Raw genomic sequence first — 12,193 nt, 5'->3', positions numbered from 1 at the left:
TCTGGTGGGCCGGGCCCCGTGGTCCTCTCCCCCGGTCTCTCGGCGCCGGGTCAGCGAGCGTTCCAGTGCGCGGCGACCCGCTGGGCGCTCAGCGCCGTGGGATAGATCGCGAACTGGTCCACGCTGGCCGTCCACGACGCAGCCGGAGCCCCGACGCCGATGGGCAACGAGCCGTACCCGACGCGCCACCAGCCGGAGAACGCGCCGGGCACGCTGGTCGAGCCCGAGTCGACAGCGACCCCGTCGAGGTACATGACCGCGCGTGAGGACGAGAACAGGCCGGTCCCGTTGCCGGTCACGGAGACGACCAGGTGGTGCCACTGGTTGTCGTTGTAGGCCGCCGAGGACTCCACGACCGACCCCCCGAGGAAGCCCCACCGCCCGTAGGTGATGCGCCCGTTGGTGCGCATGTAGACGTGCCGGTCGTACTGGCTCGACGTGCTCTCCCGCGTCGACTCGAAGCCGACCATCTTGCCGCCGGAGGTGGTGGCGGTCCGGAACCACAGCTCCATGCTAAACGTCACCGGACCGCCGGTGACCGCCCCGCCGGTGACCATCCGGTCGGTGCCGCCGTTGATGCTCACCGCGGTGCCGGGGTTGTTGGGGAGTGCTCCGGGGACGCGATAGGCGCTCAGACCGGTGAAGGTGCCCGTGCGCGACGCACCGGAGCGGTCCGCGGCCAGCGCGCCGCTGGCCTCGTCGAGGAGGTAGAAGGACTGGGGCGAGTCGGCCATGACCGCCGCGGTGTAGCGCTGGTACAGCGTGGTCGACGCCTTCCAGCGGTTGGGGCCGGTCTTCGTGGTGTCGGTGAAGCCGGCCGAGGCCACCGTCGTCGACGCGACGACGACCAGGAGCACCAGAGGGGCGGTCGCCAGCGAGAGCAACGGCTTCGCGGCGTGGGAGCGCCTCGACCTGTGTCGAGGCGGGGGCGCCGGGCCGGTCGGCTGCGAGCCGGTGCCGTCGGCGGCGTCCTCGTCGTCCTCGTCGTCGGGCGCGCTCCTGGGGCGCGGCACCACCCGCAGCGAGGCCACCCCGAAGGCGAGCATCGTCAAGGAGAGCCAGAACAGCAACGGCGCCACGTCGCGCTCGGCGACCCAGGTCACGGGCAAGCCGATGTAGGGCACGAGGAGGATGGCGCGGTCGTGGAACATGGAGCGCTCGACCGGCGTGGCGTCGGTGACCTCGTTGGCGTCACCGGCAGTGATGTAGCGGCCGTCGTCGAGTCGCTCGTTGATGCGGTGGACCAGCTGCTCGTCCGCCCCGGTGGCGGGGTTGGTGAAGATCATGACCCGGCCCACCGGCAACGGGCCGGTCTCGGGCAGGGGCTGGGCGACGACGACGTCGCCGACCTCGATGCTGGGCTCCATCGAGCCGCTGCGGATGACGTGCGAGGACATGCTCAGCACGCACGGGACCACCGCGATGGCGATCAGCGTGAGGACACCGCCGCGGTAGGCCCGCGCCAGGCAGATGGTGGTCAGCCTGGCCCAGGCCCACCACGGGTGGGGACGGGTGGCAGCGGTGGGTCCTCCCCCGTCGACTCGACCGGGGGCCACCGCGGTGGCCGAAGTCATGGATGACCCCTCAGTCGAGTCGGGTGGGTGGAGTGGTGCGCGTCGCTCCGTCAGGAGCTCAGCTGTGGCTCTGGAGCTCCCACTGGAAGTCGATGCCGGTCTGCGCACCCTGGAGCGCGTCGACCTGCGTCTGGGTCATGCCGGTGGCGTCGAAGTCCCAGGTGACCTTGTAGGTCTTGGCCTGGGTGCCCTTGACGACGTCCCAGCCGCCGACGCCGTCGCTGTAGTCGTCGTAGCCGGCCAGGGTCGACAGCGTCATGCGGGGGATGATGGTGCCCTCGGCCACGAACCCGGTGCAGCTGGCGAACGTGCCACCGGTGCCGGCCTGGACGGTCACGAAGACGCGGTCCTCGAGGCCCTTGCCGGAGGGGACCGGGTTCACGGCGTAGCCGCGGACGGTACCGGGCACCGAGGCGTTCGCGGTGACCTTGATGCAGGCGTTGTTGGTGTCGCCGGGCTGCATGTCGGCGACCTGGAACCGGGCCGAGCCCGCGTCGTCGTCGGTCAGCGCGACCGAGCCGGTCGCCCAGGAGTTGCCCGAGTTGCGCGTGGTGCCGGTGAAGGCGGCGTAGGAGGACTGCCAGACCATGAGTCCGACGACGAGCAGTGCGACCGGGGTCGAGATGATCCCGGCGATCTTGGCGGTGCGGGTGCTGGGGGTCTTCATGGGTGCCGTGTTCCTTCGGTGGTGCGCCGGTTCAGCGCTGTGGGGGGGACAGAGACGCACGCGCCGGAGAACCGACGAGAGCACTCGTTGGCCCGGGCTCGTCGCCAGGGGCCGTGCCGCCTGGCGAGCACCCCAAGAACTGGGCTTCGGCCGCACCGGACGGTGGCTCTCTGCTGCCCCCACTGTGCGTGGTCCTGCGCCTCGCGCGCACCCGAACACGCACGGAGGTGACCTAGGACCCCCGCTTTCGGGCACAAGTGCCCGAAAGGACTAGCCCACCTGGGGGCCGATCGGCCGGTCGGTCATTCTCGACCCTCGAGATGGCGGCAGGACGGGAAGGACCCAGGCCTCTGCCGGACGACCTCGGAGGGACGTCGCGCCGCGTGCGGACGTCAGTTCAGGTGGCTCGTCGGGGTCAGAGGTAAAGCGATGATGGCCCCGATGCGTTGTGAAGATGTGAGCACTGCAGAGTTCGTCGAGTTCTACACGGCGCAGAAGGGCCGCTGCCTGCGTGCCGCGGTGGCCAGCGGGATGGATCCCGATCGCGCCGAGGAGGCGGTGGCGGAGGCGTTCGCCCGCGCCTGGTCGCGGTGGCGCACCGTGCGCGTCATGGAGTCCCCGGCGGCCTGGGTGGTGCGGACGGCGATCAACCAGAACGTCTCGTGGTGGCGCCAGCGCCGGCGCGAGGTGCCCTCCGAGTCCGCCGCGGACCTGCCGGTCGCCGACGGGCCGGGCCAGGTCGACCTGGTCGCGGCCATCCGTCGACTGCCGCCCCGCCAGCGCGAGGTGGTCGTCCTGCGCTACCTGCTGGACCTCGACACCCACGCGACCGCCCGGTCGATGGGCGTCGCGCCCGGGACCGTCAGTGCTCACCTGCACCGTGCGCTCGCGTCTCTGCGCGAGCACCTCACCATCTCCGAAGGGACACCGTCATGAGCACCGAGCTGGAACGCGCGCTGCGCAACGCCGCCACCGACCTCACCCTCGACACCCCCGCCGCCGACGTCCTCGCCCGGGGCGACCGGCTGCGGCGCTCGCGGCGCCGCGGTCTCGCTCTCGGGGCGTCGGGTGTCGTCGCGGCGGCTGCGACCGTCACCGCGGTCGTCGGTGGTCAGTCCCGGGACCGCGAACCGGCCGACGCCGTCGACCCGGTCGACACCGGCCGGCCCTCGACCATCCAGGTGGCCGCCTGGACCGGCCCGGACACCAACCTGTCCGGCGACCAGCTTGCCGACGTCGGGGCCACCTGTGCCGCCTCCGACGGCGGCCCGGGCGGCCTCACCGAGCCGGGTTGGCGCTTGCCCGGGTCGATCCCCCCAAGGGCCGCGGAGCTGCGCGACGACGTCGTCCTGGCCTACTACGGGCAGCGACGCGACTACGCGACCTGCGTCCTGCAGACGACCGCCGCGGGCGGTCTCCAGGTGGTGGCGCGGTCCGCCGGTGTCGAGAAGGCGCTCCCGGCGGGGCGCCACGTCGAGCTCGTGACGTCGGGTGCGGGCGATCCCGGACCCCTGGGCGGCAACCTCGCTCGCATCTACGCCGTCGTCCGGACGTCGCCCGACGTCACCAGGCTCGAGCTCACCGCAGCTGGTCGGACCTACTCCAGCACCGCCGACGGACTCGGCTTCTTCTGGCTCCCCGACGGGGAGCTGACCGAGGCCGACCTGGCGGGCGCGACCGTCACCGCCCTAGACGCGGACGGTGCCGTCCTGCACCGCTCCGGCCCGGGCGAGCTCTGGTAGCGCGCCCGGACCCTGCGTCCAGGAGCCTCCGGGATCCCACCACGAACCCGATGGGTGTGCCTGACATGACGACCAACCCTCCGTGGCGGCGGCACCGTCGCCGCCGCGCGGCTCCGCGCGCGCTCCTCCTGGTGGCAGTGCTGTCGGCCACGACGCTCACCCAGGGAGCGGGTCCGTCGGTCTCCGACGGGCCCCTCCCCTCGAACGCCGTGCTCCGGACGTCACCACCGTCGCCACCGCGCCCGGGGCCGGGGCCGGGGCCGGGCGGGTCCGGGATCGGAGATCCCTATTGGCCCCAGGACGGCAACGAGGGCTACGACGTGCGGACGTACGACATCGACGTGCGGTACCGGTTCCAGCGCCGACGCCTGAGCGGGTCGACCGCGGTGACCCTCGTCCCGGACCGCGACCTGACCTCCTTGAACCTCGACTTCCTGCTCCCCGTCAGCAGTGTCCGCGTGGCGGGTCGGCCCGTCCCCTTCGTGCACCGTGGTCACGAGCTGACCGTCGATCCCCCGCAGACGCTGCCCGCGGGACGCCGGGTCACGGTGGCCGTGACCTACGCCGGCCGGCCGGGCCGCCACGAGTACGCCGACGCGCCCGGGTGGCGTGCCACCAGTCGGGAGGTCCTCGTCCAGGGGCAGCCCCACATGGCTCCCTGGTGGTTCCCGTCCAACGACCACCCCCGGGACAAGGCACGGATGACGATCGCGGTCACCGTGCCCCGGGGCAACCAGGTGATCGCCAACGGGTGGCCGAGCGGCACCTCGAGGAGCGGCACCCTCGTCACCCACCGCTGGCGCGCGCGTGAGCCCATGGCTCCCTACCTCGCCTTCTTCACGGCCGGGCAGTTCACGGTGCGGCGCGGGGTGACGGACGGGATCCCCTGGATCACCGGGGTCTCCCGCGGGCTCGACCCTCGGGACCACCGCGACGCCCTCACACTCATGCGGAGCACACCCGTCCTCACCTCGTGGCTGCAGACCCAGCTGGGTCCCTACCCCTTCGGCTCGACGGGCGGGGTCGTCAGCGGACTGCGGATCCCGATGGCCCTGGAGAACCAGACGCGCCCCACCTTCCCGCGCACCGGCTCCGACACCTACGACCTCGTCGTCCACGAGCTGGCGCACCAGTGGTTCGGCGACTCTGTCTCGGTCAGCTCGTGGAGCGACATCTGGCTCCGCGAGGGATTCGCGGAGTTCATGGCGCTCCGCTACGCCGAGACCCACGGCGGCCGGTCGGCCGACGCGTGGCTGCGCCAGATGTACCGGACCGGCATGCGTGGCCAGTGGCGGTTCAGCATCGGCCGACCCGGACGCGAGGACGTGTTCGCGCGGCAGGTCTACGACCGCGGGGCGATGACCCTGCAGGCGCTGCGCAACGTCGTCGGCGAGGACACCTTCTGGCAGATCCTGCGTCGCTGGAGCAGCCTGCACCGCGGAGGCAGTGCCTCCATCTCGGACTTCCGACGACTGGCCTCGCGCCTCAGCGACCGCGACCTCGACGAGTTCTTCCGCGCCTGGCTGCTCGACCGTGTCCGGCCGCCGAGCTCGGCCGACCTGGGACTCGGGCCCTGAGCCGATCCGCTCCGCCCCGCCCCGCCCCGGCGTGCGGTGCCCTGCGGCGGAGTCGCGCGGGAGCAGGTAGCCGGACTGCGGTCGAGGGCCGGCGGTGACGAGGCGGTCCCCACCCGGGTTCGACGCGGCGGTGACGGCCTCCGATCAGGCGCGACGGTCGCGCACGACCAGGGCTGCGACGATGGCGACGGCGCTCACGCCCAGTCCCGCGGCCAGGACGACGCCGAGCGTGCCGGGGACGTCGTCGCGCACGAGGCCCGCGACGACGCCGACCACGGCGAACACCACGGTGGCCACCCCGACCCAGAACAGCGCGAACGTGCCGGGACCCGACGAAGACCGAGCTGTCATGCCCGCCACCCTACGGACGGGCTTCCCCCTCGACGGAGCGACACGTGGGTGGCCCGCCGCGCCTGGAGCGACCGGGCCTAGAAGGACGCCCCCGCGGTGTGGTCGACCCCTCCGCCGTCGCTGGGCCCACCGGCCCGCACCCTGCCGCGGTCGCGTCGCGACTTCGCGCGCCGCCACCGCAGGAACCGGGGCCACCGGTACAGGATCCCGCTGCGCCCGACGAGGACGCCGACGAGGGGCACGACGACTCCGAGCACGCAGATCCACACGGCTGTCGACGGCACCGGGCACCTCCTGGGACGGGACGTGGGCACCACCGTAGCCCGGCGGCACCCGCCTCCCCCACGCCCTCGGGCCGGACCCGATCCCGGACCCGACCCTTGCACTCGGACGACGTCCGTGCTGGTGTCAGGCTCGTGACGTCTCGTTCTCGGACCCCGGCCCTGCTCACCGCGCTCGCGCTGGTGCTCGCCGGGGTGAGCCCCGCGGCGGCCCGCCCGGCCGCGCCCTCCCCCGCCGCCCCCGGCCGAGCCGCGACCGCCCTCCCCGTCGCGGCGGAGGCCCCGGCCGAGCGGCCGGCCCCGCTCGCCCCGTCGCGGCCGCCCCGCAACGGCGCGAACCAGGAGGACCTCGTCGTCACCCGGGTGTTCGTGACGACCTCGGTGGACTCCGACCGCGACGGCCGGCCGGACGTCGTGCGTGCGGTGGTCACCCGGCCCAGGCCCGGCCTCGTCGGCGGGCGCCGCCTGGCGACCGTCGCGCAGGTGTCGCCCTACTTCTCCTGCTGCGCGGGCGCACCCAACCACGACGTCGACGTCCCGCTCGGCCAGGCCCGCCAGCCCGGAGCACGGGCCGACATCAAGGACTACCTCCTCACCGGCATCCGCACCGACGGAGCCGCCTGGGCGCGCAAGGGGTACGCCTACGCGCGGGTCGCCTCCCTCGGCACGAACGGCTCGACCGGCTGCCCGACGATCGGCGACGACCTGGAGGCGGCCGGCGCCGTCGCGCTCGTCGACTGGCTCAACGGCCGCACCACCGCCCGGACGGCGTCCGGTCGCGTGGTGCGCGCCGGCGGCTGGTCGACCGGCAACGTGGGGATGACCGGGACGTCGTACGACGGGACGCTGCCCAACATGGCCGCCGCGACCGGCGTGGAGGGGCTGCGCGCCATCGTGCCGCTGTCGGCGATCTCGAGCTGGTACGACTACTACCGCCAGGCCGGCCTGGTGGTCGCCCCCGGCGGCTACCAGGGCGAGGACGCCGACGTGCTGGCCCGCTTCGACTACACCCGCCGCAACCGGTCGGTCTGCCGGCCGGTGATCGCCGACCTGAGGCGCGACCAGGACCGCGCCACCGGTGACCACAACGACTTCTGGGCGGCCCGGGACCTGGTGGCGAGGGCGGGCGACGTGCGGGCCGGCGTCCTGATCGGGCACGGGTTCAACGACACCAACGTCAAGCCCGACCAGGCCGCGCGGTGGTACGCCGCGCTGCGTCGCGCCGGCGTCCCGACCAAGATCTGGTGGAACCAGGGCAGCCACGGCACCCCGGTCCCCCAGCGCCTGGTCGACCGGTGGTTCGACCACTTCCTGTACGGCGTCCGCAACGGTGTCGCAGGCGGGAAGCGGGCCGCGGTGAACGACGGCGGGACGACCCGCTGGTACCGCTCCTGGCCCCGGCCGGGGTCGCGGCCGCGCACCTGGACCCTCCGCACCGGTGGCGTGCTCGCGCCCGGCGGCCGGTCCTCCGCGGTGCGGCGCACCTTCACCGACGACGCGTCGGTCAGCGCCGCCGACGTCTGCAGGACCGGGGACCGCGACCACGCCGCGATCTTCCGCTCCGCGGTCCTGCGCCGCGGCCTCGACCTCAGCGGCACCCCGCGCGCCGACGTACGACTGGCCTTCGACGCCACCGCCGCCAACGTGACGGTCGCGCTCTGCCTGCTCGACCCGACCGGACGCCGCTCCCTGCTCACGCAGGGCTTCGCCGACCCCCAGAACGTGGACTCCCTCACCCGGAGCACCCCTCTCGTGCCCGGACGCGGCGTCGACGTCCGCGTCGACCTCCAGCCGCTCGACCGGACCCTGCCGCCGGGGGCCAGGATCGCGCTCGTCGTGATGTCGAGCGACCACGACTTCACCCTCCGCCCGCCGGCCGGCACCAGGGTCACGCTCGCCGCGGCCCCCAGCTCGTTGCGGCTCCCGGTGGTGCGCTGAGGGCACCGGTCAGGTCGACCGGCTGCGCACCAGGACGCCGACCTTGTCGATGCGGTGCTCGGGGTTGTCGAACTCGTCGGCCCAGTAGTTGCCCTCGGCGTGGTCCTCCTGCGTGCGGCAGGTCGAGATCGTGATCATGGCGCGGACCGGCGTGGCACCGGGCCGGCCGGGGACGGCGGCGCGCTGCTCGGCCAGCGACCGGGCCGAGCGGAACGAGGTGATCCGCGTCGTGCGGATCTCGTAGACGTACTCGACGCCGGCCGCCCGGACGACGACGCGGTCACCGCGGCGCAGGTCGGGCAGGAACTCCAGGATGCGCGTGGACGACGTCCGGTGGCCGGTGACCTGGTAGTTCCCGACGCCCCCGGGGCCGACACCACCGCGGGGTCCGAAGGGGCTGGCGGCGATCCCGGTGTTCTGGATGGCGTGACCCGCGGCGTCGTCGGTGCGGCCACGGTAGGCTTCGACCCGCAGGTCCTCGATGTCGAGCGCCGGGATCGACATCCGGGCGTCGCGCGGCCTGCCGTCGCTGACGACGTAAGCCGGGGGCGTCGCGGGTGTCTCGTCGACCTCCTCGACCGGCGCCGGCGACGGGGCCGTCGACGGGGCCGTCGACGGGGCCGTCGACGAGGCCGTCGACGGGGCCGTCGACGGGGCGACCTCCGACGGCCGGTCGGAATCCGGGCCGGCCCCCGCGGAGCCGCCGGTCGAGCCGCCCGTCGAGCCGTCCGTCGCGCAGGCCGCCAGGGCCACGATCGCCGTCAGGGCGATCGCGACGAGACGGCGCGGGTCAGAGGTCGGCAAGGCGCGGCAGCACCTTCTCGACGACGTCGGTGGTCCACCCGACCGGGTCGTCGGTGGCCGGTGCGACCGTGACGGTGTCGATCCCGAGCGCGGCGTACCCGGCCATGTCGGCGAGGAAGCCGTCGGGGTCGCCCTGCGGGTCGGCGGCGAGCACGATGCTCTTCTCGATGGCGTCGTAGTCGGTGCCGAGGGTGTCGCAGTGCCCGCGGAGCACCTCGAGCTTGTGGCGCACGACGTCGTGGCCCTCGGCGAACAGGTTGCACATCTGGGCGTACTGCGCCACCAGCCGCAGCGTCTTGCGCTCCCCCGACCCGCCGACGAGGACCGCCGGGTGCGGCCGCTGGTACGGCGCCGGCACGTTGACGGTCTCCGTCAGCTGGTAGTGCCTGCCGTCGTAGGGGCCGTCGTCGTCGCCCCACATCTGCAGGCACACCTGGAGGGTCTCCTCCAGCCGCTCGAACCGCTCGGCGGTGGGCGGGAACGGGACGCCGAGGCCGCGGTGCTCGCGGTCGTACCAGGCGGCGCCGATGCCGAGCATGGCGCGCCCGCGCGAGAGCCGGTCGAGGGTGGTCACGGTCTTGGCGAGCAGACCCGGGTGGCGGTAGGTCACGCCCGTGACGAGGAGGCTCAGGCGGACCCGCTCGGTGACGCCGGCGAGGTAGCCGAGCGTGGTGTAGCCCTCGAGCATCGGCTCGGCCGGGCCGCCGAGGTCCTCCATCTGGAACCAGTGGTCCATGAGCGTGAGCAGCGAGACACCACCCTGGTCGGCCACGCGGGCGGTCTCGGTGAGCCGGTCCTCCAGCGTCGTCGCCCAGTCGGGGTGGCTGAAGTTCGCGTAGTGCACTCCCAGCTTCATGCCTTCGAGCGTAGTGAGCCCCCGGTGATCCGTGCCACGGTCTGGGCGTGGACGACGAGCGCGGGAACGATCGGCCCTCCGAGGAGCACCGGCGCCCGGACGGTGTCACCGACGCCACCGTCGAGGCGCTCGGCAAGCTCTCGGCCGCGCTGGACCACGTGGAGGACGCCCGCGGGCACCTCTACGCCTTCCACCGGCTCTGCGGCAGCGCCGAGTCGACGCTGGAGGAGGCGACCGAGCTGATCCGCGCAGCCGGTCACGACGACCTCGCCGACGCCCTCCACCGCGACCTCCTCGGGCGCAACGTGCTGCCCGGCATGTGGTCCTTCCAGATGGTCGAGGGCTACGACGACGGCTACTACGCGACCGCGAAGGGGCTCCAGGAGCAAGCCCTGACGGACCTGGTCGAGGGCAAGCGGCACCTGTTCGAGGCCGAGATGAAGGAGCTGCGCCGGACCCGCGGACGACCCGGGCACGCCGCGACTCCGGAGAGCGGGAGCTGAGCACACAGGAGGCTCCCCTACGATCCACGGCATGGTGAAGCGCTCCCTGGCCCGCTCCGGATCCCTGCTCGCGGCCGTCGTCCTGGTGCTCGGCCTCGCCGGCTGCGGCGACGAGACCGGCTCCTCCGACGACGACCCCTCGCCGTCCGGGTCCAGCTCCGAGGGAGCCGACGGCGGGTCGACCACCGAGGCGCGGACCCACGAGCCCCAGCCCGAGAACGCCGATGGCGCGCCCTGCACCTACACCACCGGCAGCGAGGCGGCCCGCGACGTCGAGCCGCCGTCCGCCACCGCGGCCTACACCGGCACCGTGGACGTCGTCCTGGAGACGGCCGCGGGCGACGTCGACGCCACCCTCGACGCCGAGACCACGCCGTGCACGGTGAGCTCGTTCACCTCGCTGGCCAGCCAGGGCTACTACGACGGCACGCCCTGCCACCGGCTCACCACGGAGGGCATCTACGTGCTCCAGTGCGGCGACCCGACCGGCACCGGCTCCGGCGGTCCCGGGTACTCCTTCGCCGACGAGCTGAGCGGCTCCGAGACCTACCCGGCCGGCACCCTCGCGATGGCCAACGCCGGACCCAACACGAACGGCTCGCAGTTCTTCATCGTGTACGACGAGACTCCGCTCCCGCCGTCGTACACCGTCTTCGGCACGATCGGCGCGGACGGGCTCGCGGTCGTGCAGTCCATCGCCGCCAAGGGCACCGACGACGGCTCGGGCGACGGCGCCCCGGCCGAGGCGGTCACGCTCGACTTCGTCGCGGTCGGGGACGCCGTCGACGGCCCGTCCGCCGCCGTGCCCACCGGCTCCTGCACCTACCCCTCCGACGGCAGCTCGTCGGAGGTCCAGCCGCCGCCGGCCGAGCCGGTCGCCGACGGCGAGGTCGCGGTCACCGTCGCCTCCACCGTCGGCAGGCTCAAGGCCACCCTCGACGCGACCGCAGCGCCGTGCACGGTGAACTCGTTCACCGCCCTGGCCGAGCAGGGGTACTTCGACGGCACGTCGTGCCACCGGCTCACCACGGAGGGCATCTTCGTGCTCCAGTGCGGCGACCCGACCGGCACCGGCAGCGGTGGCCCCGGGTACTCCTTCGCCGACGAGCTGACCGGCTCCGAGACCTACCCGGCCGGCACGCTGGCGATGGCCAACGCCGGACCCGACACGAACGGCTCGCAGTTCTTCATCGTCTACGGCGACAGCGAGCTGCCGCCGAGCTACACGGTGTTCGGCACCGTCTCCCCCGCGACGCTCAAGGCCGTCACGAGGGTCGCGGACGCCGGCGTCCAGGGCGGTGGCCCCGACGGAGCGCCCAAGACCGCCGTCACCCTGCAGAAGGTCACGGTCGGCTGAGCCGGCTAGGGCGCGTCCGGGGCGATCTCATAGGCGACGTCGGAGCCGAGGCCGACGGTCCGCGAGACCGTGCAGATCCGGTCGTGGGTCTGGGCGACCACCCGCGGCAGGATCGCGCGGGCGGCGTCCCCGGCCTCGCCCTCGGGGAAGACCGCGTCGAACAGCAGCCGGAGGTCGGTCATCCGGCCGCCGGTCTCGTCGCGGACCTTGTGGCCCTCGGAGAGGACGTCGAACGACGTCGGCTCGGCGCGACGCGAGGTCAGCTCCTCGACGTTGATCGCGGCGCAGCCGGCCAGCGCGGCGAGCAGCAGCTCGACGGGGGTGAAGTCGGTGTCGGAGACCCCGACGTCGATGCTGCCGCCGGCGGCGTTGGTGATCCGGAACGCGCCGCGGTCGAGGCGGGTCAGGGAGACCGCGCGGTGCGTGTCAGGGGTGGGGTCGCTCATGGTGCCAGCGTGGCACGCCACCCCGGGCCGACCCACGACGGACCGGCACACCTCGGCCCGGCACGCCCGGGACCGACACGCCCGGGACCACGAGCGC

Annotated in this window: 13 protein-coding genes; 6 read left to right on the top strand and 7 right to left on the bottom strand. The window is 73.6% G+C overall.

Translation table 11 applies throughout. The annotated features are described in order from the left end of the window. Positions 1-50 precede the first annotated feature (50 nt). Both E4623_RS08015 and E4623_RS08010 read right to left on the bottom strand, forming a co-directional pair. A complete protein-coding gene (locus E4623_RS08015) occupies positions 51-1,574 on the bottom strand; it encodes a LamG-like jellyroll fold domain-containing protein (RefSeq protein WP_134765987.1) in 1,524 nt (507 codons plus the stop codon). A gap of 58 nt (positions 1,575-1,632) precedes the next feature. Beyond that, positions 1,633-2,241 (bottom strand): hypothetical protein, encoded by a 609-nt coding sequence (locus E4623_RS08010; protein ID WP_134765986.1) that lies wholly within the window; start codon positions 2,239-2,241, stop codon positions 1,633-1,635. 456 nt (positions 2,242-2,697) lie between these two features. On the opposite strand from E4623_RS08010, the gene E4623_RS08005 reads away from it, so the two are divergent. The 3 genes from E4623_RS08005 (at position 2,698) to E4623_RS07995 (ending at position 5,560) form a co-directional block, all read left to right on the top strand. Then, positions 2,698-3,177, top strand: a complete 480-nt coding sequence (locus tag E4623_RS08005) for a sigma-70 family RNA polymerase sigma factor (RefSeq protein ID WP_209020569.1) — start codon at positions 2,698-2,700, stop codon at positions 3,175-3,177. Beyond that, a complete protein-coding gene (locus tag E4623_RS08000; RefSeq protein WP_134765984.1) occupies positions 3,174-3,983 on the top strand; it encodes a hypothetical protein in 810 nt (269 codons plus the stop codon). The genes E4623_RS08005 and E4623_RS08000 overlap by 4 nt, the downstream gene beginning before the upstream one ends. A 320-nt stretch (positions 3,984-4,303) precedes the next feature. Beyond that, complete coding sequence (locus tag E4623_RS07995; RefSeq protein WP_167736529.1) at positions 4,304-5,560, top strand: M1 family metallopeptidase; 1,257 nt, start codon at positions 4,304-4,306, stop codon at positions 5,558-5,560. 144 nt (positions 5,561-5,704) lie between these two features. On the opposite strand, the gene E4623_RS07990 is transcribed toward E4623_RS07995, so the two are convergent. Together E4623_RS07990 and E4623_RS07985 are read right to left on the bottom strand one after the other, a co-directional pair. Then, positions 5,705-5,911, bottom strand: a complete 207-nt coding sequence (locus E4623_RS07990; protein WP_134765982.1) for a hypothetical protein — start codon at positions 5,909-5,911, stop codon at positions 5,705-5,707. Between the two features lie 77 nt (positions 5,912-5,988). After that, entirely contained in the window at positions 5,989-6,195 is a 207-nt protein-coding gene (locus E4623_RS07985; protein WP_134765981.1) for a hypothetical protein, read from the bottom strand. A gap of 132 nt (positions 6,196-6,327) precedes the next feature. On the opposite strand from E4623_RS07985, the gene E4623_RS07980 reads away from it, so the two are divergent. After that, positions 6,328-8,130, top strand: a complete 1,803-nt coding sequence (locus tag E4623_RS07980) for a CocE/NonD family hydrolase (RefSeq protein ID WP_134765980.1) — start codon at positions 6,328-6,330, stop codon at positions 8,128-8,130. A gap of 9 nt (positions 8,131-8,139) precedes the next feature. On the opposite strand, the gene E4623_RS23120 is transcribed toward E4623_RS07980, so the two are convergent. Together E4623_RS23120 and E4623_RS07965 are read right to left on the bottom strand one after the other, a co-directional pair. Then, positions 8,140-8,934 carry a sortase gene (locus E4623_RS23120; RefSeq protein ID WP_245154965.1) on the bottom strand — a complete coding sequence of 265 codons (795 nt, stop codon included), beginning with the start codon at positions 8,932-8,934 and terminating at the stop codon, positions 8,140-8,142. Beyond that, positions 8,921-9,790 carry an LLM class F420-dependent oxidoreductase gene (locus E4623_RS07965; RefSeq protein ID WP_134765978.1) on the bottom strand — a complete coding sequence of 290 codons (870 nt, stop codon included), beginning with the start codon at positions 9,788-9,790 and terminating at the stop codon, positions 8,921-8,923. Before E4623_RS07965 ends, E4623_RS23120 begins: the two co-directional genes overlap by 14 nt. Positions 9,791-9,837: 47 nt before the next feature. Between E4623_RS07965 and E4623_RS07960 the strand changes: the two genes are divergently transcribed. Together E4623_RS07960 and E4623_RS23325 are read left to right on the top strand one after the other, a co-directional pair. Then, complete coding sequence (locus tag E4623_RS07960) at positions 9,838-10,293, top strand: hypothetical protein (RefSeq protein ID WP_134765977.1); 456 nt, start codon at positions 9,838-9,840, stop codon at positions 10,291-10,293. A gap of 31 nt (positions 10,294-10,324) precedes the next feature. Next, the gene (locus tag E4623_RS23325) at positions 10,325-11,650 is read left to right on the top strand and encodes a peptidylprolyl isomerase (RefSeq protein WP_167736528.1); all 1,326 of its coding nucleotides are present in this window, start codon (positions 10,325-10,327) and stop codon (positions 11,648-11,650) included. 5 nt (positions 11,651-11,655) lie between these two features. Here E4623_RS23325 and E4623_RS07950 read toward each other — a convergent pair whose 3' ends face one another. Next, positions 11,656-12,096, bottom strand: a complete 441-nt coding sequence (locus E4623_RS07950; protein ID WP_134765976.1) for an OsmC family protein — start codon at positions 12,094-12,096, stop codon at positions 11,656-11,658. Positions 12,097-12,193 lie beyond the last annotated feature (97 nt).

Origin of the sequence: Nocardioides sp. 1609, assembly GCF_004522105.1 — a bacterium.
GTDB lineage: Bacteria > Actinomycetota > Actinomycetes > Propionibacteriales > Nocardioidaceae > Nocardioides.
The sequence above is the reverse complement of the archived record's forward strand: the minus strand, read 5'-3'. Positions and strand labels throughout refer to the sequence as shown.

Coding starts and splice junctions, on each gene's coding strand:
- E4623_RS23325 (WP_167736528.1), top strand. CDS start 10,325: ATGGTGAAGCGCTCCCTGGCCCGCTCCGGATCCCTGCTCGCGGCCGTC.
- E4623_RS07965 (WP_134765978.1), bottom strand. CDS start 9,790: ATGAAGCTGGGAGTGCACTACGCGAACTTCAGCCACCCCGACTGGGCG.
- E4623_RS08000 (WP_134765984.1), top strand. CDS start 3,174: ATGAGCACCGAGCTGGAACGCGCGCTGCGCAACGCCGCCACCGACCTC.
- E4623_RS07950 (WP_134765976.1), bottom strand. CDS start 12,096: ATGAGCGACCCCACCCCTGACACGCACCGCGCGGTCTCCCTGACCCGC.
- E4623_RS08010 (WP_134765986.1), bottom strand. CDS start 2,241: ATGAAGACCCCCAGCACCCGCACCGCCAAGATCGCCGGGATCATCTCG.
- E4623_RS07990 (WP_134765982.1), bottom strand. CDS start 5,911: ATGACAGCTCGGTCTTCGTCGGGTCCCGGCACGTTCGCGCTGTTCTGG.
- E4623_RS08015 (WP_134765987.1), bottom strand. CDS start 1,574: ATGACTTCGGCCACCGCGGTGGCCCCCGGTCGAGTCGACGGGGGAGGA.